Below are 22,608 nucleotides of genomic sequence, written 5' to 3'. Positions count from 1 at the left end.
GAGTATTTTTTTTGCTGGGCTTGTGGCGCAGAGTCAATTTGACGCGCAACATGGATAGCGCAGTAGCCTCCTAAGTTACAGGTCGAGGGATCGAAGCCCTCCAAGCCCGCTTAATTAAAAATTAATGGAAACTTAAATACAGAAACAAATTTCTTGATACATGAAGGTTGTAGTTATTTCTGGCAGTCCAAGAAAGAATGCTAATACACAAATTGTTATGAAATATGTTTATGATTATACAAAATCAAAAAATCAAGAAACAAAATTAATTAATTTATCAGAAGGTCAGATTGAATGTTACAGAGGACCAGATGAAGAATATAATGAAGCTACAAAGACCGCAGCAAATGACATAATGGATGCAGATGTGTGGTTAATTGGATCACCAATCTATAATTCATTTTTTAGTTCGTCATTGAAAAATTTATTTGAATATATCAATTATAAAAAAACGGCTGGAAAAGTTGCAGGAATGACAATTTTAGCTTCTGGAAGTATTGGTTTTATAGACGTTCAGACATCGATAACTCAGTTATTATCATATTTTAGAGTAATAACGAATCCAAAGGCGGTATTTTTAACTACAGATTCAGTTAAGGAAAATAACATGCTAGATGCAGATGCACAAAATAGACTAAAAGAGATGGTGGATGAAACTTTAGAGATGGGATCTAAATTACGATAGGATTAGATTTTATAGAATAGTTATTATCAAAAAATGATTTTATAATATAATTTTTAATTGCGAATTTTTCTACAATATTTCAATAAGTTTTGACAAAATTGGTGTACAAATATTTTAAATTACAAATAAAATATTCAAAAAATTTGAATTTTGAAAAATTATCAAAATGAAAGTGTATTTTCTATTAGTGATTATTTTGTAACTAATTATTTTAGGATATATGAATTTGAAGTTAGAGATTTTGAAAAATTATAATTTATTTCTCTTGAATTGTTCATTTGTTTCTAAAAATTGATTCATATCAGAAATAAATGATTAACATATGGAATGTAATATTTGTAAAATAGGTTTTCAGAGATTTAATAATTTGAATTAGAGATTTTTAATTGATTTGTCTTAAAAACAGAAGAATCAAATAATAACATCATCATATGTATATTGCTAAGTTTGAAAAAGGATCCTACTGAATTGTGTTCTTGTAAATGTCATTATGGAGGAGCTGTTAGTTGCCCTGGTTGTAAGGAAAATCACGGTATAGAATGCTCTCATTGTAAAAATTAGATCTTGGAATTTTATTTTCTTTTAGACGCTAGCATTTTCAAATTGGCCAATTCGGTTTTTAATGATTCAATTTGAACAAGTGTTTGTAAATTAGAAATTTCTTGGTTTAATCTTTCAATTTCACCATCTTTTAGTTTTACAGATTCTTTTAGGTTGTTAAGTTCTGTAGATAATTCTGATTGAATTTGTTTAATTTCTGAAAGAGTAACTTGATTACCACTGGTTGTTGTTTGAATTGTTTGTGAGCTACTCAAGCTTTTTTTTTCAGTTTGAGCATGAGATGATGCGTGTTTATGCATATAATCAGTACTTTTTTGTGATATCCAACATGTAAATGTCAAAAACCATGTAATGGGCACTGCCATGATGAACACGAAGTTAAGAATTGGTGCAAAGTCTATAAAGTATGGCCAAAGTCCTGTCAATACCGCAGCAAAAATTCCAGTGGTAATTGTGGCCAAATGATTGCCCAAATATCCCATGATGATTTAAAAAATTCATTATTTATAACAGTAATGCTGAATACCACAAAATGGTATTATAATTAAAAAGAAAAAGGAGCCGAATTTATTCGTCTTCTTCAGAGGTTGTAGATACTTTGGGCATATCAGATTGTAAGATTTGGATTTTTTGCAATAGTTCAGTTCGTAGATCTCTTGCAACTCTTCTTACAGTTGGTCTTGGAACACCAAGTTCATCAACTACTTTGGTGTAGATATCTTGTTTGTCCGTTACCCCTTTGTCAAGATAAGAATTAATTGCTTCTTTAATTATCGTGCTTTGGTTTGTACGATTCAACAGATTCTAAACTTTAATTGTTCTATATAAGACTATAACTTTTCAAATTCTAAAAAGTAACATATAAGAAATTCTGATTTTCTGTTTTGAAAAAATTATTATTTTTTTCAAAGTCCACACCTAAAAAAATTATCAACGAAAAACGTACTGATTGATATGAATTTTCCAACATACTTAAAATATTAAATTAATTTTTTAAATCAGAATTCACAAAAGACTCTTATGATAAGACGATAAAAGAGTCCATATTGAGCAATGTAAATATTGAAACAAATTTTGGAAAGATTGCATTTAAACTTCTACCTGAATTAGCACCTGAGACAGTTAGAAATTTTGAAAAATTAGCTAAAGATGGATTCTATGATGGCACTCTATTTCATAGAGTCATTCCGGGATTTATGATACAAGGAGGAGATCCCAACACAAAAACGGATAACAAAGGATCATGGGGAATGGGAGGACCAGGATATAATATCAAGGCAGAATTTAATTCAAGATCGCATTTACGAGGCATAGTATCTATGGCTAGATCACAAGATCCAGATAGTGCGGGTTCTCAGTTTTTCATTGTTACCACTGATAGTGCATTTTTAGATAGGCAATATACTGTGTTTGGAGAAGTGACAGAAGGCATGGATGTTGCAGATAAAATCGTGAATCTTCAAAGAGACGGAAATGATTGTCCTTTGGAAAAAGCACAAATGGTTCATGTAACTGTGGAATAAATGAATAGCAAGATCTTTGGATTTTTAGTAATTTTATTAATAATTTCAATTATTCCTACAATTGACGCTCAAATTTCGTTTGGTGAAAAAGCCTCACAAAAATCTGTTGAAATAGTAATAAATTCAGTAGGAGATGTGCATGTGAAGCATGTTGTCAGTAAAACCGATTTGCCAAAACAAGTTGAGTTAATTTACGGAACAGTTTCAAATTTATCAGTAACAAATGAAAAAGGAGAAGAAAAACAATTCTCTGTCATTGGTAATAATGCAGGAATATTGATTTTTCCATCTGATAATAATTCTATTGTAGAGTATGATCTTGATCATGCAATTTCTAAAAAAGATAATGTATGGACATGGAGTTTTAGATATCTTGAAACAACTTCTTTTATTTTACCTGAAGAAGCTGACTTGATATTTGCAAATGAAAGACCAGTATATCTTGATGAAAAAAAAGGGATAACATGTCATGGATGTCAAATGATTTTGGAATATTCCATTAATGAACCAAAAATTTATCAAAACATAAAATGGGAAGATAAAGAATTTCTTGTAGAGATTAGAAGTCATTCAAATATAGACGAATTTGTTTTTGATCAACCAACAAAGAGCATTACATTTGATGTTTCTGAAAAGAATAGGTTTGTTACTACAATAATCCCATTAGAATTGTTATGGGGACCATATGCAGTATTTCTTGATGATGAAAAAATTTACTTTAATCAATATATCAACAATGGAACTCATGTATGGCTTAACATAAGACCTGAAACTACAGGAGAAGTGACAATTATTGGAACTACTGTGGTTCCTGAATTTCCAATAATAGCTCCATTGGCAATAGGATTCTTGATAATTGTTATTGCTCCATTAATTAGAAAAGTTAATCTCCGCTAGAACCACATGAACAAAAACCATATTCATCGATTCTAACCTCACAAACCGGGCATTTTTCACCGTAATCTACTTCCCACGGTTCTTTTCCAAAAAGCTTGAAATGATCATCAATTTCTATAGGAATTTCTCTTTTCTTTTCCAATGATTTGTATAGGTATTTCATATATACATGAATATCGGATGAAAATCGAATGTGGCTGTCATTGCATAAAATGTAATGGTACTGATCTTGAATCTAACAGAATAGGTGAAACTGAGAAGGATGGGTATTTTGATATGCATCATACATGCAATCAGTGTAATACACATTTTGATCACTTAGATGGCGAAACTTTTTCAATTTGTGAAAAATGTGATTATTCTAGTTAGCAACTAATGTTTCTTCAACAAAGTAATGAGTTCTATTTTCATAAGAATTTTTCATAATTTCTTTGTTTGATGCCATCTTGGCCAAGGCTTTTGAGACATCCAAAGGACTAGCAGACCAACCATATTCTCTAAGTTGTTGAACAGTTTCGGTCACTGTTCTTGGGGAATCAAAAAATCGACTTGTTTCTAAAATTCTTAATTTTGATTTGATTTCATTAGAAGTAATGTATTGTGGTTCATCAAATTCTGGTTCACTTACTTCAGCATTATCCAAATATTCTAAACCATATTGACTATCTTGTTTGATTTCAGATGATTTTGGAATTGGTTCTGTTTCGTAAACAATTTTTGCCTGGTTTTCTGGTAAATGATTTGAAATACTGTTAATTATTTCACCTAAAGTTTGATTATCAACATAAAAATCTCTAGAATCGACTTCAATTTCGTTTTCACCTATCTTTACTTTAATTCTAGCCAACAAAAAATTATCGTTTAATTTTGATTTATTCTGTTAGCTCTAAGGAGCTTAAAGATTAGATCAAAACTTTTACACAATTTATTGGTATTTTTTCCCTTTTTAGTTAAAATGCAATTTTGTAATTACTAGTCATGAAATCATCCAAAAAAGGCGGTTTATTTGTGCTCTTTGTATTAGGAATGAGTATTTTTGGATATTCACAGTATGCTTCTGCATCACAAATAGGAGTAAGTGTTTCTCAGAGTGAATTATTACACCAAAATGATGAGACTTCAAACTATAACATAGAATTAGAATTTAAGAATCCATCATTATTAATTATGACTGCAGGTGAAACAGAATTCTTTGTTATTTCAAATGAAGAAATGATAGGAAAAGGTAAACTAGAGTCATTCACATTGTATCCATTAGATAGTAGTCATGTAAAAGGCACATTCCATACAGATTCAAATGATAATGCAGAATCTGAATCAGTAAAAATTACTGGCATTACAAAATATGATTTATGGATAACATCTATTGATGTCCCATTTGTTTATTATCCAACAGAAGAACAAGCAAGAGAATTTATACATCAAAATTAATTTCTTTGTTAATGCTTACTGTTTTTGGTTCTACAGCATTAGATACAATTAGAACTCCAAAAAAAACGTTGAAAAATGTTTTAGGTGGTGCAGCAACTTTTGCTGCAATCTCAGCTAGTAATTTTGTAAAGACAGGATTGATTGCAGTAGTTGGTAAAGATTTTCCAAAACGACACCACGATATTTTATCCAAACGTTTGGATTTACAAGGATTTACTATCAAAGAAGGTAAAACGTTTCGCTATGATGGAAGTTATGATAACACACTAAGTACTAGATCAACTTTAAAAACAGAATTAAATGTATTAGCTGACTTTAAACCAGCTGTACCTGAAGATTATAGAAAATCTCAATTTGTATATCTAGCAAATAATGATCCTGAACAAAATACATCACTAATCAAAGAATTTGATAAAGTAAAATTTTCAATGTGTGATACTATAGATTTTTGGATTTCGACCAAGCGAGATGCAGTCATCAAAATGATAAAAGCTGTTGATGCAGTAGTAATTAATGATGAAGAGGCTAAACTCCTTACTAAAGAATTCAACTTGATTAAATGTGCAAAAAAAATGATGAGTTGGGGAGCAAAATACGTAATTATCAAAAAAGGTGAGCATGGATCCTTGATGTTTTATGATGATGTGATTTTTCCAACAGCAGGTTTTTCATTAGAAGATGTAGTAGATCCTACAGGAGCAGGAGATTCATTTGCAGGGGCAATGATAGGATATCTTGCAAGCAAGAAATCAACTAGCATGTCTGAAATAAAAAAAGCAGTTGTTTATGGAAATGTATTAGGATCTTTTGCAGTTGAAAAATATGGTTTAGATGGATTACTTAAGATCAAAAATGAGGATATTTCAAAACGAGTCAAAATTTATGAAAAAATGATCCGCTTCTAAAAAGACTTAAGTTCAATAATTTCTCAAATTAATTTATCCTTGACACAAGAAATGTCTGAAGACAGATTAGATACAATATTCAAACTTCAAAAAGGGCTATCTGAAATGATGAATTTAGATAGATATCCAAAAGATTCCGAAGGAAGAGTTTCTGTATTATGTACTGCAATTATGCATGAAGCAGTAGAGCTGCAAAGAACTACAAATTGGAAATGGTGGAAAACACCAACACAATTTAACGAAGCTGAAGCTAGAGAAGAATTAATTGACATATGGCATTTTGTTGTTCAAGCATCACTTGAACTCAATCTTACACCAGACGATATTGTGGATGAATACAAAAAGAAAAATGAAATCAATAGAGAAAGGCAGAGGAATGGTTACTAGAAGAATCTGATTTTGGCTAGAATTGTTTCATAATCAGTTTCGTTAATTAAATTTACAAGTTTAACATTATTTTGAAAATATTTTATTTTAGATTCAGAAACTGTAAGATATGGATCAGGACTAGAAGAATTAATTATCTTAAAATTTTTATCAATTCCATTTTTATGTAATTGAAATAATGAATCTCCAGATTTATGACCCCAAACTTCTTTTCCACAAACTATAATGGTTTTAATTTTTTGATTATTATTTACATATTCAATGATTGAATCAATTCCTTTATTTTCAGATAACAGACGTCCTACTATAGCAACATCATCTAGTATTTCAGAATTGGAAAATTTTTTGAGTAAATCTATGCTAGAAAGAGTGCAAATTGCTATAGATGAGTTAGGATTTCCAGTGAAATATTCTTCAGGTATAGGCAAAATAGCCTTGCAGAGTTCTCCGATTATTTCGCCTATAGCATTCATAGTATTTCATGCAGTGTTTTTGCAATGAATTCAATATTTTTTTGAGTTACGCCCGGATGAATAGGTAAAGAAAGCACATGTGAGGCAGCCCAATCTGTAACAGGAAGTTTAGTTTTTAGCTTGTAAAATGGAGTTTTGTGAACTGGTATTGGATAATAAGATGCAGCGCCAATTCCTTTTTCATTGAGTTTTTTCAAAATTTCATCACGTTTTTCAATAGCAATTGTATAAAGATACCAATTTACATTTTCATTTTTTCTTTGCTTAGGAAGTACAAGTTTTAGATCAGAGATCAATTTTGATAATAGTTCTGCATTTTTTTTTCTGGATTTTAAAAAGTTTGGAAGTTTTTTCATTTGAACAGTTGCAATTGCGGCATTAATTTCAGGTAATCGTAAGTTTAGTCCAAAGATTCTAGTATCATATCCATGAACCATTCCATGATTTCTAATCATCAATAACTTATCTCGAAGTTTTTTATTATTAGTGACAACAAATCCACCTTCGCCTGAAGTCATTACCTTTGCAGGATACATGCTATAACAACCCATTTCAAAGAAAGTACCGGTATGTTTTCCCTTGTAAGTTGTTCCTAATGATTGTGCAGAATCTTCAATGATTGGAAGATTATGCTTTTTAGAAATTTCAGAAAGTCTTTCCACATGTGCTGCATTTCCATATAGATGCACCGGGATAATAGCACGAGTTTTTTTGTTAATCTTTTTTTCTAAATCATCTGGATTAATTGTATAATTTTCTTTTAAAATATCAACAAAAACAGGTTTAGCTCCAGTTGAAATAACAGCATTTGCGGTAGCAACAAAGGTAAATGACGGAACTAAAACTTCGTCTCCTTTTTTAATATCTAATGCGTGTAAAGCGGCTTGTAGTGCAGCTGTTCCTGAATTTACTGCTATAGCATATTTTGATTTAACAAAAGAAGCCGCAGTTCTTTCAAAGTCTTGAACATGTTTTCCACCCTGACTAGCAGAGGAGGTTAAAGCACCATTTTTCAGAATATTAGTAACAGCAGATATCTCTTCTTTGCCTACGATTGGGATGTTAATTGCAATCTTCAACAGTAATGCTGTTTATAACTAGTCTATAAATCTCATCGATGAAACATGAATTTTTATATTTCAAAATTTTGCAAACGGCATTATGAAACCACGTCATCTTGAAAAAACAGATTCAGGCTACAAAGTTTATCTGTATATTTTCTATATTTGTGGATTCATAATGTTGTCATCTCTTGCTTTTGGCGTATATGTTACTATGATAGAATGGATAGAAAATGGAACCTATGTGATGGGAGAAGCTATTCACAATACGACAATTCCATTTGAAAATTTTGCAAGAGTATCTACATGGATATTTTTTTCTACAATTATTGGATGGTATTGTGTTTCAAGAATAGGTTGGAGGAGAACTGCAGGAAATAAAATTGTTGGAATAAAGATGGCGTTGCTTCAGTTAATGTTACTAGGTTTTTCAATCATTACACTTTATGAGGTAATATACAATTTTACAGTATTAAATGCACAAATGACAGCAGGAATTATCGATGGGATGGTTCCAGATATAGATAGATTATCAGTTGCATATCCAGATCCTGACAGACCGTGGAATTTGGTTTTTGCAACTAAGGTATTTCTTGCAGCGTTTATTATCAGTACCCATGCATTTTATCTTAGTACAAAGCCTAGAAAAAGCCTGGATGTATCTGAAGTAGAGTAGACAATTCAACATTATTCAAAAAAACTATTTCTAGTATGCGTGAATACTTTCTACATGGGGTTATTTGGATCTAGTAGTAATGAATTAAAATGTAAAAAGTGTGGAACAGTTCTTTCTGATTCTGAAAGATTAAAGAAACATCATGAAAAGGCACACAATAAGAAAAAAGAAAAATGCAGAATATGTGGAACTGAATTTGATACTCAAGAGGAATTAAGAAAACACAAAAAGAATTGCAAATAAAATTTTGAAAATTATTCTGATAAACCAGATTCGTATTGTGGTGGTTTTTTTAATGCTTTTTCAATAGCGTCCAAGTTTTTCATTTCATTTTTAGAATTCATTGTAAGAGTTTGGATCATTTCTGAGCCTAATTGGACAGATTGTTCAGGTAATGTATCTAGAAATTTTTGAAGTGCTTTCTTGTAATTTTCTATCAAATTTAATCCATCTTCAAGAGTCATAAAGAGAATAGACATTGCCCCATATTCAAAGTTTCTAAATTCATCTAGAATTTTTGAATAACTTTATACGTTTAGATCATAAAAGTTGTTTTGATTTGGATATTACAGAAAAAGTAGATCTGATTGAACGACCACCAACCGAAGAGGTAGTAACTCATGATGAGTTAATTGAATTATTCAAATCAAATTCATCACCAAAACATTACATTGGCCTTGAAATATCTGGTTTCTTACACCTTGGTAGTTTAATCAGTACAGGTTTCAAAATTAATGACTTTGTTAAAGCAGGTGTTAAATGCACAGTATTTCTTGCAGATTGGCACACGTTGATTAATGATAAGTTAGGTGGAGATTGGGAAACAATATCAAAAGTTTCAAAATATTATCAAGATGCATTCAAGTTAGTTTGTCCAGAAGCAGAAATTGTTTTAGGTTCAAAATTGTATGAAGAAAAAGCTGAATACTGGTCTGAACTTGTGAAATTTACAAAACATATGTCAATTGCAAGAACTATGAGAACTCTTACAATTATGGGACGTTCAGAAGATGATAAAAAAATTGACTTGGCCAAATTACTATACCCTGCAATGCAAGCAGTAGATATTCACTCATTGGATGTAGACATTGCTCATGCCGGAATGGATCAAAGAAAAATCCACATGTTAGTTCGAGAGATTTTTCCTAAAATGAAATGGAAAGTTCCTGTCGCAATACATCATAAGCTATTGCCTGGACTTTCAAAACCTGCAGATACAAGTGATTCTCAAATATTAGGCAAAATGAGCAAATCTGATCCAAATTCAGGTATCTTTATTCATAATACAGATGATGAAATTATGAAAAAGATTAGCAAGGCATGGTGTGAAGAAGCAAATATTGAAAATAACCCATTGCTAGAGATTGCAAGAACTGTAATCTTTCATGATTTTGATGAAATAAAAGTAGAGAGACCTGAAAAATTCGGTGGAAATGTATCATATACTGATTATGAACAACTAGAAACAGATTTTGCTGAAAAGAAACTTCATCCAGGAGATTTGAAACAAACAGTTGGAAATTATTTGGTTAAAGTGATTTCTCCTATTAGAGAAAAGCTAAATCTAAGCGAAGAAGTTAATGATGCTATACGAAAAAGTTTCTAAACTTTAAGATCAGGATTTGTTTGTTCTTCTAAATTGTATTTTGATTTGTATCCTCTTGGATTTATCATCAAATCTTTGTAAGTGTATGTAGATGAATTTCCAATAATTACAGTGCTAATCATTCCTAATTTGTCCGAATGATTAGGTAAGTTTTCCAAATCAGTCATAACAATTGTTTCTGATTCTCTAAACGCGCCTTTAATTATTGCAACAGGGGTTGTGGGTTTTCTATATTTTAAAAGAATTTTCCTTGTATCTTGTAATTGATGAATTCTTTTCTTACTTGCTGGATTGTAAATGACAATTACGAAATCACCTTGTGCTGCTGCTTCAACTCTTTTTTCAATAATTTCCCATGGAACTAGTAAGTCACTCATACTAACTACTGCAAAATCAGTCATTAATGGTGAGCCAATAATTGATGCACACGAATTAAGTGCAGATACGCCTGGAATAATTTCTACTTGTAGACCATCTTTTGGATTCCAATTTGATTCTGCAAGTGTTTCATAAATTAATCCAGCCATTCCATAAATTCCAGGATCACCACTTGATACTAGTGAAACAATTTTTCCAGATTTTGCAAGGTCAATGCATTGATGAGCTCTCTCAACTTCTTGTGTCATTGCATAACGATAAACGGTTTTTCCTTCAATTAGATCTTGAACTAAATTTACATATGTTTCATAACCAACGATTGTATCACTTTCTTCAATTACTTCTTTGGCTCTAAATGTCATGTGATCATGATGTCCAGGACCAACACCAACAATGTAGAGTTTACCAGACAATTTCAAAATAATTTTTTTACCAAGTAATTTATCCCTTTAGTGATAATTCTATTGGAATGGATCGATGAATGGACAATTAACTATATGATCGCTGTTTAGCGGTCTTGCAATACTAACAGAGAGTAAACCATCAGCACGAAATGAATCAATATCGGCTTTTGTCTCCAAAATTTTAGCGGATTCTGGATCATTCCATTCAACTAGATAAATTCGCCACATAGGACTGTAATTTTTATCATCAAGTGCAGCGCCTGCAATTCCTGCTTGATATCCTAATGGACCAGATCCTTTAATTCCATTTTTAAATTGGAAAAGATCAACCGCACCAGAATGCGCAATAAGATTTGCAGAAGTTGGTGATGAAACCACACCCATTGTCTCTGCAGGTCCTAGAGGAGTAGCATCAGTAACAATATAGTAAATTGTTCTTCCATCAGGTCCCCAACCTCTATGTGCAACAAAAGTCACAGTCATTTCTTCTTCATTAATTTCAATTATTTGTCCTCCACCATACTGCATATCATCAGAAATTTCTTTTTCAGAACGTACCTTCATAGTTCCATCTGGCCAAGTAATTTGAGGAGTGTTAAGGACAATTCCTGTTTCATCAAACTCTATACGCCCGTTTTCTTGAGCAGCGATAATGTCAGTTGCAGATTCAAATACTATTTCTTTTTGTCCTTTTTTCCATGTAACTTCAATTACAGAATTTAATGCACTGTATTGAGATTCTTGTGAAGGAGTACTAGAAAAAACTTCATTTTGAAATCCATATATTCCATCACCTTTTACGCCATTTTTAAAAACAAATATTTTTTGCAGAGTATTTTCTGGTATGTTTGAAATAGATGGGGCAACTTCAACATTCCATCCTTGCTTTTCTGAAATAGTTTTTGCAAAATCTTCATCACTACCATCAGTTATGATGTATAGAACTTGATTTCCGTTGTAGATTCCTTTATGCATTGGAATTGTAGCTGGAACATTAGCTCTTGAAAGAAATAATGATGGATCTTCTTTTTCTAATTCAATTTTTTGCATTATCACTTCAGTAGGCTGTCCTCGTATCCAACCATCTACACTTACTGTTGAAGTGAATTCTTTTGAATTTGGAGAATGTAATGCAAGTGCAGCGCCTGTAAATTCAAAAGAACCTGATTTTTCCTGCAAATCAATTAAAGATAATCCATAAACTGTTTTTCCATCAACTGTCCATGTTGGTTGGCCTTTTGCATCCTGTGAAGTGATTTCATGTAAAACAACTATCTGAACGGGATCACTTGAGGTGAATGTCATAGAACCATCATACAAGGTACCTTCATTTGGAGAAAGAATTAGTGCTAACTGATGATTCTCATGTCCTTGTCCTGGATCTTGAGAAGACGTTATAGTTTGAGTAAAGTGAACTTTTTTTGTAGAACCTGCGTTTGCAAATTGATCAGATATGGTAGATATAGAAATTATACCAATCGTAAAAATTCCAATTACTAGAAAAGCAATTAATTTATTCAACAAGTATGATTGTGTTTATGCCCTTAAATGATTTTATCCTAATTGATTTTATCAAGTTCAAATGCATCATGTAATGCACGTACTGCAGCATTTGTATCAGAATTTTTTACTACGAATGCCAGATTGAGTTCTGATGATCCCTGGGTTATCATTGATATGTTGATTTTATTTTTCTCTATTGCGCCAAATACTTTTGAAGCAACTCCTACTGTTCCTCTCATTCCTGAACCAATTAATGCAATAATTGCGACATTAGTAGTAATTTCTAATTTTTTGATAATTTTTCCTAATAATTCCATCTCTAATGCACTTACTGCTTTATCAAGATCAGTGTTCTTGACTACAATAGTAATGCTGGATTCTGAGGGATTTTGAGATATCATCATCACATTGATTCCCGATTTTGCCAAAGTTTCAAATATTTTAGCTGCAGTTCCAGGTGTTCCAACCATACTGCCTCCTCGGATATCTATTAGTCCATTATTTTGGACATTGCTTACACATTTTACAGTATTTTTTGAAGACTCTGATGGGGATACGGTTACCAACGTTCCTTCATTTTTTGTATTAAAGGAATTTCTGATCTTCATTGGAATTTTCTTTGAAAGTAGTGGCTCAAATGTTCTTGGATGAATCTGTTTTGCACCAAACATTGCCATTTCTATTGCTTCAATGTACGATACCTCTTTGAGTAATTTTGCATTCTTTACAATTTTTGGATCAGCAGTCATTAATCCGTCTACATCACTCATCAACCAAATCTCATCTGCCTTTATGCAAGAACCAATAGTTGTTGCAGAATAATCAGAACCTCCCCTACCAAATGTAGTTACGTGTCCATGTTGATCTGCACCAGCAAATCCTCCAACTACAGGAATTGTTTTCTTTGAAAACAGATCATCTACTGTTTTTGAAACTCTAAGTCTAGTTGTATCCATTAATGGTTTTGATTCACCAAAATTAGAATCAGTAATTATTCCAACTTCTTTCCCAGTAAGAGGAATTGATTTTTTTCCTGAGTCATTTATTGCTGATGAAACTAATTTAATTGATAGTCTTTCACCAAATGAAATTAGATAGTCCATTGATCTGGATGTAACCTCACCAAGTAAAACCATTCCATCAATTAATGAAAGAAGTTCTGTAAAATCTTCATCTAATTTTCTTAATAATTTTTTTTGCAGATCAGATTTTTTGATTGTTTGTTTTGCTAGTTGTTTATGTCTATTAGTAATCTTTGATGCAAGCTGTTCAGCTTTTGATTTATTTTCTTTTTTTATGGATTCGGATATCTCTATTAGATCATCTGTTGTTCCACTTGTTGCAGAACAAACAACCACAATTTGATGCTTCTTTGATAATGAGTTAATGTGTTTGGCAATAGCTTGGATATCTTTGGAAGCAGAAATTGATGTTCCACCATATTTTATTACAAGTCTCAATTCAAAGTACCTGAATTAGTTAATCTTTAAATGCTTTAACTTTCTACGCGTGGTGCCAAATAGAAGTGAATTCTGCCAATATTTGCTACTTTGAATTCAATTCTAAGTGGTTTTGCGCTTGAAAACTCACATGTGATAAAGCCTGCAGTCGTACCTACTGCCTTGACTACAGGATTAAGATATTCAAGGCTGTAAGTTCCAATGCTGTCCTCTTTTGAAGAAATTTCTTCAATCTCTTCATCTTCTTTTTCCAGATCAATTACTACCTCTCCAGAATCACCTTTGCCTGAAAAGTCACCTTTTGAATCAGTAGTATGGATTGTCAAATAGTCTGAGACTACTTGTACGTCTCCTAGAATTTTATCAAACTTTGAAGAAGATAATATAATTTTAGAATCATATGGAATTTTTGGTAAAGGAGTATCTGTTGCAGAACTTTCAATTAATCGCATTTTGTATTTTTTATTTTTTCCAACTGTAACAAGTAACATGTTTTGTTCAGATATACTAATTTCTATGCTATCTTTTTTGTCTGCTCTTTTGATAAGTTTTGAGAACTCATCTATTCTTACTCCAAATTTAATATCACTATCGCATTCATATTTTTCAAATGCAGAATTTGGCCAGGATATATCAATTAGTGCAACGTGTGATGGATCCATACCTCTAAAAGTGATTCCTTCTGCTGTTGCAACAAATGTAGCTTCTTCAACAAGTGTAGATATTGCAGAAATAATTGCCTTTAGATCATCTGAACCATTTGTTTTTGCTCCAAAAGTCAAATCAATTTTCTTGTCTTAAAGTTCCAGTTAAACGTTATGCGTAATCACGCCAAGTGTATTTACATTTCTGACAACGATAAAATCTAGTTGTGGGTTCGTCTGCACTTCTAGTTTGAAACATCCACCAAACTGCCTCATCATGACCGCATTTTTCACATTCTAATTTGATCGTTGGATTAGTGTCTTCGCCTTCATTTCCTTCAAAAGCTAAAAGTGAAAAATCGGGTTCATCCTCACCAATAATTTTTTTTGTTTCTTTAGCTTTTTGTCCTTCTATATAACCACATTTTGAGCATTCAAGGCCTAAAGTACCCTTTTTTAATTTGACCTCACATTTGGGGCAAAATTTCAATCTAATTTACCTTAATCTTAGAATTAAATAATTGTTTGAGCTCTTCTGCCATTTTTATTGCGGAATCTGTTGCTTTTTTAATTTCTCCTAGCGGTTTTGTACTGGAACTAATTCTCATCCAGCATTCATTAGTGAGCGGATGTTTTACTATAACCCCTGCAAAATCAATATTTGATCCTTTTAGGAGTTCGTGTTGAATAATGTATAAAATTCCTATGTCAGTTTCAGTGATTGAAAGGCTGATTTCTTTGGGTTCAGAACTGATCACTTGTGCGTTCATGTATTCAGAAAAAGCACTTATTGCGGATATAAATCATCCCCCAACTGACCCACTCCGTATACCCCTTCCCGTTTTATAGATTGGAATGGGATTATTTTCATGACATTTCAAATATCTAAAGAAAATTATGAAAAATCCTATTTGGATTCAATGTATGTAATATCACACAGTCAAAATACTGTAAAATCATACAGAACAAGAATACGCCTCTTTAGAGGATTTCTCAAAGAGAATTACAATATTGATGAGTATGACCTACTTGACCACCTAAAAACTGGGGGACTAGATATTTTCAAGATTCTCAAAGAGTTTGTAATATTTTTGGACAAGTCAGGAAAAAGTGCAAGAACAATACATCTTGCATTGTCAGTTAATAGAGGATATCTCAGACATATGGGAATAAAGATTGATTCTGACGATCTCAAACAACTAGTCAAGGTACCCAAGGTAGTCAAGATTAGAGAAATTCCACTTGATAAGGAAATCATTGTAAGACTGTTACGCAATGCAAAACCCAAGCTACAGTTGGCAATACTAGTTGCAGTATCAACTGGAATGCGTATTGGGGAGATTGTCAATCTAAAGATTTCAGATATTGACTTTAGTCAAAACCCAGTCAAAGTGTACCTTAGGGCAAACACCACAAAGACAAGACAATCAAGGGAGACTTTTCTTACAGCTGAAGCTGCCAACGCACTCAAGGACTATCTGAAAAGATATCACAAATGGAGTGAAGGAACAAGGGATCCACAGATTCAAGACAAGCAAATCTTTGCAACAGTGTACAGACATAGAGGGCCATTTGTTGCAGAGTCAATCATTGCAACTTTGCAGACAGAGTTAAGATATCTTGTAAGGGCAATCCCAGACCTTAATGTTAAAGATGAGAATGGCAGACAGTCAATTCATCTTCATTCCTTTAGGAAATATTTCAGAACTACAGTTGGAAATGTAGTGGGTAGAGACTTTGCCGAAGCCATAATTGGGCATGGATTCTACATGGACACTTACTACCAGTTATCAGATGAGAAGAAAAGAGAGATGTATTTGGAGGTAGAGCCATATCTGACAATTTCTGATTTCCAGAAAGTGGAGAGTAACATCAAGCAGATGAATGAGAAATATCAGGATCTTGAAAATAAAATGACATCTCTGATGAATTACTTGAGATTAAACAAGATTGAAGTTCCTCAGAATCCAATTTAAAATCCAAATTGTTTTTTGGCTTTTGTTCTAATATCACGTAATTCTGATATCACTAATTCAAATTCTTTACCATTTTGTGGATTCATAATTTCCTGAATATCTTCAAATGGTTTGTATTTTGAATGCATTTGATCATATTCATCAATTACATACCTGTTCTGATGACTAGTAGGATCTGATGGTTTCTTCCCAAATATAGCCTCAAATCTTTCTTCAAATTCCACATATTTGTCAGCAGTTAAGATAAGTATTTCATTTTGATTCTTTGCAATGCCATAACATCCTATAACATCCAAACTTTCTAAAGTTCTAATTGCTTCATAACCAAGTTCATCTGTTTCTAAGACTTTGTTTGATAAATTAAAAATTAAATTAATTCCTAATTTTGCAGTTTCCAAATAATTATTTTTTAGACAATACAGAATTACCTCAACAATTCTTTTTACAATATCTCTTCCATAAGTTGTATGAATTTCAGGATCATATCGATGAAGATTACTTAATCTATAGATTATTTGTTTTAATTCCTCTTCAGGATGTTTTTTTTCTGTTACAAATTTTTCTGAAGCAATTAAGGATGCTATAGAAACTAGAGAATCAGCACATGAAGATCCTATGGAATTATCATGAACTTTTTTTGCAGAATATCCTGTTTTTCCAACCAAATCAATAATTTCAGATACCACATCTATTGTAATTTCTTCTCTAAACTTTGTTTGGATTTTTGGGTAATTGGCATTTTTCAGATTTACGCATTCAAGGATACATGGTATAGGACCAGATTCTGCAATTTCAGAAACAGTTCCACTTAACCAAAGGTTTTGAATTTTTGTCTCAATAAAACTTTGTAACATTTTTGAAATATCTTCAATTTCATTTGTTATAGTATAACGATTTAATTTGTTTTTAATCATATTTCTAATTACAATGAAGGAGTAGTAAGTTGCAATTTGAGGAACGTAAAAATCTTTTAATTTTATTCCTGTATTTCCAATATTAACAATATAGTATACAGCTAAATGATCATGATTGTATTTTTCTGATGCTTCTAATCCTAAAGCACTGATAGTTTTGATAGAATCTGAGGCTAGATCAAACAATTGTTTTGTAAGTCCAGTTATTGCAATATCATAAGCAATTTTCATACAAAGGCTCAATGGTTGATTTGATTCCATATGACCACCAATCAATTCAATTTTTTCTGCAAATACCACTCCACATTTTTGTAAAGTAGAAATTATATCTTCTAATAAGATAATATTTGTTGTCTGAAAACCATCTATCGAATATGTTTTAATTTTTTCAAGAATTTTTGTGATAAATTGATCACCATGCCATGAATAATTTGGAATTATGTTCAAATAATTTGCAAGCACAACTGAATATACATTCAATCCAGCTCTACTAGTATCATAGTCTCCTTTCTTTACAGATTCAAGAATGATTTGCCGCAATGTTAGCTCATAAGTAATGATGTTTGGAAGTAATGTTGGATTATTAGTTAGTACTGAATGACTAGTAATTTCTGGAAATAATTGATTAGCACGTCCATATTTACCAGTTGTGTCTTTTTTTGAATATTCTGTTTTTAGTTCATCTATTTTTTTATGAACATTAGTAAATTCATTTACTATTTTATCTTGAATTTCATTTACAATAGATATTGGATTAATTTTTTTGAATGTATAAATGAAAAATACTGCAAGTAAACCAATATTGTTTAGAAATAAAAATAAGTTTAGAAGTAAAATTTTCCATTCAAACACTAAGCTTGTACTTAAGATCATTATAGTAAAAATACCATAGGATAAGGTAAACCAAAAAATTTTGTCATTTTTAAAATTATTAAGTACAGTCGGAGTATAGTTTGAAGCTGCATGTTGTATTACCAAAATTGAAATTGCAAAAACAATTGCAACAAGAGCAGATGTTGCCTCAATTGCGGAAGGTAAGAAACTTTCATTGTCATAATTGTTTAAAGTTTGAAAATGAAATAGAATAGGAACCAAAACAATACTGTAAACAATAAAACTAATGTAAAATTTAGAAAAATTAGATGATTTCAATTATCACATTTTATGAGTTGTTTGATAAAAATTGATCATTTCATTACAACTAATTTTTTAGAAATTGCTTATTTTTTATCAATTGAGTCAGGTTTGAAGATTTTGGCAAAATCTTGTGTTCTGTAAACTGAAAATCCAGTAATTATGCCTATGATTATGTTTAGCCATAAGGGACCAACAAAACTATCAAGTACAAAAATTGAGGCTAAACTGGTAAAGATGGCAGTTCCAGAAAAATAGGCCCATTTACTTTTGTTTATATTTTTTTTATTAATTTCTTGTCGAAGTTTAATAATCTTGTATTCTCTCTCTGCAGGAGTTTCATTAGATAATTTTTCAGCAAAGTCTAATTTTTCTTTTTGTTTAGTTTTTTCAAAATCTTTTAGAAACCCTACAAATTTTTGTCCTTCTATTTCATCTTGAGTCTCTTTAGAAAATCCTTCTTTGTTTGTATGTTCTTTAAAAGAAACAGAAAACATTGGAAATTTCTTTTCAATTAATTCAAAAAATTCATCAATGTTCAATAGTTTAATTGATCTATTACTACCAACAATTCCTTCTCCATCACAACAATTTATAATTAATCCATTATGTATTTTTTCAAACCATTTAACATTTTCATTTTCCTTGTTTAGTTTTACTTCTTGCATTTTTAATTTAATTGCATCAATATGTTTTTGGGCAATCTTTGTAATATCTCTCCATTTCATACTATCAATATTTTGTTTTATTGTGTTAAGTTCAAAAATTATTTTATTTACATGAAGTACAGTATCTAATGAATCTAAATATTCTTTATTTATTCTACGTTTGGCCTCTTTTTCAGAATACCACATTCCAAGACATATTGCAATTAAAATCCCTATCATTGTCATTAGTACCATGAACCATGGTGAAACAACATAGCTGACATTGATATTAGTTGAAATTGGTTTGAAATTGGTTCCATTAACAATTAAAATTCCTGTATATGTTCCCTCATCATATTTTTTTTCATATAGAATCCATTGAATATTTTCTGTTCCCCCAAATGCATCAATTGAGACAGGCACTGTTGAGATTGCAATTTTGGATTTATCAATTGTAGTTGATAGTTGGGAAAAGCTTACCTCTTGTTTTAGTGTTAAATCAGATTGAATTGTGTTTGTAATGTACGCTGAGCCATTCCCCAAATTAATTAATCCAAGATTAATCTCTTGAGTATCCCAATATGGAATAAAGGAGATGATGGAAATATTTTCCTTAGTTTTAGTGAGATTAGGCACGTTTTCTGCATAAATTTCATGTGTAAAAATTAGTAAAAAGAGCAAACTGAATAATATCATATATTCATATTTCACATAGTTTCTAGAAAATTATATTTAAAAAAGATTTTTGTTTGAATTGAAAATAAGATTCAAAATATAATTTTAAGATCAAATATGATGTTAGAAAAAATATGATGAAGTTTTAATTAGAATAATTTTTCTTGTATAGTTATCTCCTCCACATAAAAATTATGTTTCTATCTGCAAGATATTCGTGTAAAGATTTTGCCATTCTTGGACCAGTATCAAATAATTGAGGCTCACAACTATATTCCCCATCTTCATTCTCAACTATTTTATCTCCAAATGGACATTCAATAGGAGGCACCATACATCTTCCATCAGAATTCAAGTAGCTCCAAGGAGAATAACATCCTGTACAAGTGTTTTGTGATATATCTCTAGTATGAGATGTGAATCCAGTACAACCAAGAATTTCTTTTGCTTGACATAATCCTTCATTGCTATCTCTACCTTCAGCACCAATACTAGTATCACAATACAACACAACATTTGGATCTTCAGTGGCATATGATAAACAAGAGCCTAATCTAGTAGTACAAGGTTCACCAAAATCTGAATTAATTGGAGAAAGTGTGGTATCAGCATCATCATCAAAACAACCTTGTAAAAATGGTTCTAATGCACATCTTGCTGCTTTTCCCAAACCACCCCAAAATCCAATTGTTTGTTGAGTGGTTTCAGATACACACGCAAATTTTCCATTCGATCTTTCTATTTTAACATGTTCTGGATTTTTACAATCAATGGAATGTACAGGAATTCCAAGTTTCAATTTTTGATAGAAACTAATTTTTTCTAATTTATCAGTCTTTATGATTTTTTTCATTGATTTTACATCTAATGTCTCAGCAGCATCAATCATTTGAGGGGAAAATACTACAAAAATTCCTAAAGTAAGAATTGATAATAAAAATAAATAATTTTTCATGATTTCATATGTTCATAAGTTGTATTTAGCCTTTAATTGTAAAAAATTATAATCTATTAAAATATGATAATAATTATTTAGTAATAATGGATATTTAGGCACCAATTTGTCATAATTATGGCTAAATATTCACAAATATTCCCTGATAGTAAAAATATAGCAAATCTCATCTTTCAGATATTTACAAAATCTAAAAATTCATTCCTAAACTAAGTAATAATATTTAGCAAGTTTTTCTGCATAAAAATAACATTATCACGTTGACCACATGTATAACACAACTTAATAATTAATAATAAAATTAAATTAATTATCATATTATTTTAAAAAAGATGTCAAGGTAGTCATAGTCAACACTATAACTACCCTGTAATACTAAATATTGTATTTTGTTTTTAGAGTTTCAATTGTTTTCTCATCAAAACAATAAACAGTTGTTTTTCTTTGTTTACCATCAACTGTTTTTACTCTAGACATCTTTGTGCCCTGAAACTTATCTTCCAACAAGTTTGATAGTGAATTTGGAGATAAAGTCACATCAAACTCATCAGGATAAAACTTTCTAGAACTCCAAGTATCTAATCGTCCTGGAAGATGAATATTGTCTGTTGTAAGAATAATCCAAAAGGCTTTGGATTCGATTTCCTTTTTTTCATTAATATTCTCAATGAGAATTTTGAAAATCGTTGCCTCTAGACTGTTCTTTATGGAATCATGTCTCTGATTGACATAATGTTTGACAACATTTTCTGCTTGTCCATAGAACTTTGTATTCTGAAAAACACTGAGAAAGTCCTCCCATAGTTCTTGGTTTCTTCCTGTAAGATCTGTTTTGAAGGAATCTTGGTTCTTTCCAACTCTTTGAATCTTCCAAATCAACAACATATTGCGTAGTTTTTGTAGTTGGGAAATTTCCCTAGATTTTAACCTCTTTATGTTACTCTTAGGATTTCCTTTAACCATGTTGACTATGGCCAATCTTTCCATGAATCCCTTGTCTCGGGGAAGTTTTTCTCCAGCAAACCACTTGGCACAATACGTCTTGTAGTAGACTTGGAACTTTCTGCTTTGGAGAGTAACAACTCTAGGTTTTGATGAACCACTAGAGTATGAGCTCTTGTAGGTTCGAATCTTATCCCCATCTTTGTCTAAAAATTGGGCCTCATCCTCACAAATTGTGCCTGTAGCCTCTTCATCTTCTCCCAAAAAGTTGTAGATGTTTGCATGAGGCAAATCCTCACTCATCATACATCTGTAATTGAGATATCTTCCCAGATGAAGGACAGAACTCTTGCCAGACTCATTATCACCAACAAAAAACGGATAATGCAGTGTGGATACCCATTCAAGCGAATAAGTCAAGAGGATATCGCCTAGAATCAGAATCTTTTCTCTTTTTGGCAAGTCTATGAACTTGTCAATCTGCTTTAGAATTTCATCTAGTGCCTCTTCAGTTGTAATTTCAGATGAAATCAATTCATCCAGTATTTTTCTGTCATACGAATATGGAATGTATCCACACTCTCCTTTTGTCAAAGGTCGTAATGTACAACAATCTTGCTCTATTGTATATTTGATCTCAATCTTTTCTGTGCTGAGATTTTTTACAATAAATGCAGGTTTGTTATCAACCAAAACTGATTCTACATACAGTTTTGTTCCAACCTTTCCCTTGACTTTAGAGATTATCGGTTTGCTATTTTCTCTTGTCAA

General features: G+C 31.4%; 27 protein-coding genes and 1 tRNA gene. 11 read left to right on the top strand and 17 right to left on the bottom strand.

Going from position 1 to position 22,608, the window contains the following annotated elements; translation table 11 throughout:
- Nucleotides 1–16: 16 nt before the first annotated feature.
- Together K5783_RS08210 and K5783_RS08205 are read left to right on the top strand one after the other, a co-directional pair.
- A tRNA-Arg gene (locus K5783_RS08210) sits at nt 17–109 on the top strand.
- Between the two features lie 51 nt (nt 110–160).
- Nucleotides 161–685: an NADPH-dependent FMN reductase gene (locus K5783_RS08205; RefSeq protein ID WP_297473632.1), complete on the top strand. Its 525-nt coding sequence runs from the start codon at nt 161–163 to the stop codon at nt 683–685.
- A 572-nt stretch (nt 686–1,257) separates the two neighbouring features.
- Here K5783_RS08205 and K5783_RS08200 read toward each other — a convergent pair.
- Together K5783_RS08200 and K5783_RS08195 are read right to left on the bottom strand one after the other, a co-directional pair.
- Nucleotides 1,258–1,728: a hypothetical protein gene (locus tag K5783_RS08200; RefSeq protein WP_297473630.1), complete on the bottom strand. Its 471-nt coding sequence runs from the start codon at nt 1,726–1,728 to the stop codon at nt 1,258–1,260.
- A gap of 85 nt (nt 1,729–1,813) precedes the next feature.
- Nucleotides 1,814–2,044 carry a hypothetical protein gene (locus tag K5783_RS08195; protein ID WP_109877527.1) on the bottom strand — a complete coding sequence of 77 codons (231 nt, stop codon included), beginning with the start codon at nt 2,042–2,044 and terminating at the stop codon, nt 1,814–1,816.
- Nucleotides 2,045–2,292: 248 nt separating this feature from the next.
- Between K5783_RS08195 and K5783_RS08190 the strand changes: the two genes are divergently transcribed.
- Together K5783_RS08190 and K5783_RS08185 are read left to right on the top strand one after the other, a co-directional pair.
- The gene (locus K5783_RS08190; RefSeq protein WP_109877528.1) at nt 2,293–2,769 is read left to right on the top strand and encodes a peptidylprolyl isomerase; all 477 of its coding nucleotides are present in this window, start codon (nt 2,293–2,295) and stop codon (nt 2,767–2,769) included.
- Complete coding sequence (locus tag K5783_RS08185) at nt 2,770–3,666, top strand: hypothetical protein (RefSeq protein ID WP_297473628.1); 897 nt, start codon at nt 2,770–2,772, stop codon at nt 3,664–3,666. It abuts the gene before it with no gap.
- On the opposite strand, the gene K5783_RS08180 is transcribed toward K5783_RS08185, so the two are convergent.
- Both K5783_RS08180 and K5783_RS08175 read right to left on the bottom strand, forming a co-directional pair.
- Nucleotides 3,653–3,829 carry a hypothetical protein gene (locus K5783_RS08180; protein ID WP_297473627.1) on the bottom strand — a complete coding sequence of 59 codons (177 nt, stop codon included), beginning with the start codon at nt 3,827–3,829 and terminating at the stop codon, nt 3,653–3,655. The genes K5783_RS08185 and K5783_RS08180 overlap by 14 nt on opposite strands.
- A 198-nt stretch (nt 3,830–4,027) precedes the next feature.
- The gene (locus K5783_RS08175; protein ID WP_297473625.1) at nt 4,028–4,513 is read right to left on the bottom strand and encodes a hypothetical protein; all 486 of its coding nucleotides are present in this window, start codon (nt 4,511–4,513) and stop codon (nt 4,028–4,030) included.
- A 131-nt stretch (nt 4,514–4,644) separates the two neighbouring features.
- Between K5783_RS08175 and K5783_RS08170 the strand changes: the two genes are divergently transcribed.
- Genes K5783_RS08170 through K5783_RS08160 form a run of 3 tightly spaced genes read left to right on the top strand, consistent with a single transcriptional unit; the run spans nt 4,645 to nt 6,389 of the window.
- On the top strand, nt 4,645–5,097 hold the full coding sequence (locus K5783_RS08170) for a hypothetical protein (protein WP_109877531.1): 453 nt from the start codon (nt 4,645–4,647) through the stop codon (nt 5,095–5,097).
- An 11-nt stretch (nt 5,098–5,108) separates the two neighbouring features.
- Nucleotides 5,109–6,002, top strand: a complete 894-nt coding sequence (locus K5783_RS08165) for a PfkB family carbohydrate kinase (RefSeq protein WP_297473623.1) — start codon at nt 5,109–5,111, stop codon at nt 6,000–6,002.
- A gap of 51 nt (nt 6,003–6,053) precedes the next feature.
- On the top strand, nt 6,054–6,389 hold the full coding sequence (locus K5783_RS08160) for a dUTPase (RefSeq protein ID WP_297473619.1): 336 nt from the start codon (nt 6,054–6,056) through the stop codon (nt 6,387–6,389).
- On the opposite strand, the gene K5783_RS08155 is transcribed toward K5783_RS08160, so the two are convergent.
- Both K5783_RS08155 and K5783_RS08150 read right to left on the bottom strand, forming a co-directional pair.
- Nucleotides 6,386–6,862, bottom strand: coding sequence for a tetrahydromethanopterin S-methyltransferase subunit A (locus tag K5783_RS08155; RefSeq protein ID WP_297473617.1), 477 nt, complete (start codon nt 6,860–6,862; stop codon nt 6,386–6,388). The two genes, K5783_RS08160 and K5783_RS08155, sit on opposite strands and share 4 nt — an antisense overlap.
- Complete coding sequence (locus K5783_RS08150; RefSeq protein WP_297473616.1) at nt 6,859–7,941, bottom strand: DegT/DnrJ/EryC1/StrS aminotransferase family protein; 1,083 nt, start codon at nt 7,939–7,941, stop codon at nt 6,859–6,861. Before K5783_RS08150 ends, K5783_RS08155 begins: the two co-directional genes overlap by 4 nt.
- A gap of 82 nt (nt 7,942–8,023) precedes the next feature.
- On the opposite strand from K5783_RS08150, the gene K5783_RS08145 reads away from it, so the two are divergent.
- Nucleotides 8,024–8,599, top strand: a complete 576-nt coding sequence (locus K5783_RS08145) for a hypothetical protein (protein ID WP_297473614.1) — start codon at nt 8,024–8,026, stop codon at nt 8,597–8,599.
- Nucleotides 8,600–8,653: 54 nt separating this feature from the next.
- A complete protein-coding gene (locus tag K5783_RS08140; protein WP_297473613.1) occupies nt 8,654–8,842 on the top strand; it encodes a C2H2-type zinc finger protein in 189 nt (62 codons plus the stop codon).
- An 11-nt stretch (nt 8,843–8,853) separates the two neighbouring features.
- Here K5783_RS08140 and K5783_RS08135 read toward each other — a convergent pair whose 3' ends face one another.
- On the bottom strand, nt 8,854–9,063 hold the full coding sequence (locus K5783_RS08135) for a hypothetical protein (RefSeq protein ID WP_109877536.1): 210 nt from the start codon (nt 9,061–9,063) through the stop codon (nt 8,854–8,856).
- A 95-nt stretch (nt 9,064–9,158) separates the two neighbouring features.
- Between K5783_RS08135 and K5783_RS08130 the strand changes: the two genes are divergently transcribed.
- Entirely contained in the window at nt 9,159–10,205 is a 1,047-nt protein-coding gene (locus K5783_RS08130; protein WP_297473611.1) for a tyrosine--tRNA ligase, read from the top strand.
- On the opposite strand, the gene cobJ is transcribed toward K5783_RS08130, so the two are convergent.
- Genes cobJ through K5783_RS08100 form a run of 6 tightly spaced genes read right to left on the bottom strand, consistent with a single transcriptional unit; the run spans nt 10,202 to nt 15,364 of the window.
- Nucleotides 10,202–10,996, bottom strand: coding sequence for a precorrin-3B C(17)-methyltransferase (cobJ, locus tag K5783_RS08125; RefSeq protein ID WP_297473610.1), 795 nt, complete (start codon nt 10,994–10,996; stop codon nt 10,202–10,204). The two genes, K5783_RS08130 and cobJ, sit on opposite strands and share 4 nt — an antisense overlap.
- A gap of 48 nt (nt 10,997–11,044) precedes the next feature.
- Nucleotides 11,045–12,508, bottom strand: coding sequence for a hypothetical protein (locus K5783_RS08120; RefSeq protein ID WP_297473607.1), 1,464 nt, complete (start codon nt 12,506–12,508; stop codon nt 11,045–11,047).
- Nucleotides 12,509–12,546: 38 nt separating this feature from the next.
- On the bottom strand, nt 12,547–13,950 hold the full coding sequence (locus tag K5783_RS08115; RefSeq protein WP_297473606.1) for an aspartate kinase: 1,404 nt from the start codon (nt 13,948–13,950) through the stop codon (nt 12,547–12,549).
- A 35-nt stretch (nt 13,951–13,985) separates the two neighbouring features.
- Complete coding sequence (pcn, locus tag K5783_RS08110; protein WP_297473605.1) at nt 13,986–14,732, bottom strand: proliferating cell nuclear antigen (pcna); 747 nt, start codon at nt 14,730–14,732, stop codon at nt 13,986–13,988.
- Between the two features lie 34 nt (nt 14,733–14,766).
- Nucleotides 14,767–15,084, bottom strand: coding sequence for a transcription factor S (locus K5783_RS08105; protein ID WP_297473603.1), 318 nt, complete (start codon nt 15,082–15,084; stop codon nt 14,767–14,769).
- Between the two features lies 1 nt (nt 15,085).
- Nucleotides 15,086–15,364, bottom strand: a complete 279-nt coding sequence (locus K5783_RS08100) for an RpoL/Rpb11 RNA polymerase subunit family protein (protein WP_297473601.1) — start codon at nt 15,362–15,364, stop codon at nt 15,086–15,088.
- A gap of 99 nt (nt 15,365–15,463) precedes the next feature.
- Here K5783_RS08100 and K5783_RS08095 point away from each other — a divergent pair, with 99 nt between their 5' ends.
- The gene (locus K5783_RS08095; RefSeq protein WP_297473599.1) at nt 15,464–16,570 is read left to right on the top strand and encodes a site-specific integrase; all 1,107 of its coding nucleotides are present in this window, start codon (nt 15,464–15,466) and stop codon (nt 16,568–16,570) included.
- Here K5783_RS08095 and K5783_RS08090 read toward each other — a convergent pair.
- The 4 genes from K5783_RS08090 to K5783_RS08075 form a co-directional block, all read right to left on the bottom strand.
- Nucleotides 16,567–18,636 carry a DUF2254 family protein gene (locus K5783_RS08090; protein WP_297473597.1) on the bottom strand — a complete coding sequence of 690 codons (2,070 nt, stop codon included), beginning with the start codon at nt 18,634–18,636 and terminating at the stop codon, nt 16,567–16,569. The two genes, K5783_RS08095 and K5783_RS08090, sit on opposite strands and share 4 nt — an antisense overlap.
- A gap of 68 nt (nt 18,637–18,704) precedes the next feature.
- Nucleotides 18,705–19,901, bottom strand: a complete 1,197-nt coding sequence (locus tag K5783_RS08085; RefSeq protein WP_297473595.1) for a hypothetical protein — start codon at nt 19,899–19,901, stop codon at nt 18,705–18,707.
- A gap of 211 nt (nt 19,902–20,112) precedes the next feature.
- Nucleotides 20,113–20,895: a hypothetical protein gene (locus tag K5783_RS08080; protein WP_297473594.1), complete on the bottom strand. Its 783-nt coding sequence runs from the start codon at nt 20,893–20,895 to the stop codon at nt 20,113–20,115.
- A gap of 375 nt (nt 20,896–21,270) precedes the next feature.
- Nucleotides 21,271–22,608 carry a hypothetical protein gene (locus tag K5783_RS08075; protein WP_297473593.1) on the bottom strand — a complete coding sequence of 446 codons (1,338 nt, stop codon included), beginning with the start codon at nt 22,606–22,608 and terminating at the stop codon, nt 21,271–21,273.

The sequence above is a fragment of the Nitrosopumilus sp. genome (genome assembly GCF_025699125.1).
In the GTDB taxonomy this organism is placed as follows: Archaea; Thermoproteota; Nitrososphaeria; order Nitrososphaerales; family Nitrosopumilaceae; genus Nitrosopumilus.
This window is presented reverse-complemented; position numbering and strand designations above follow the sequence as displayed.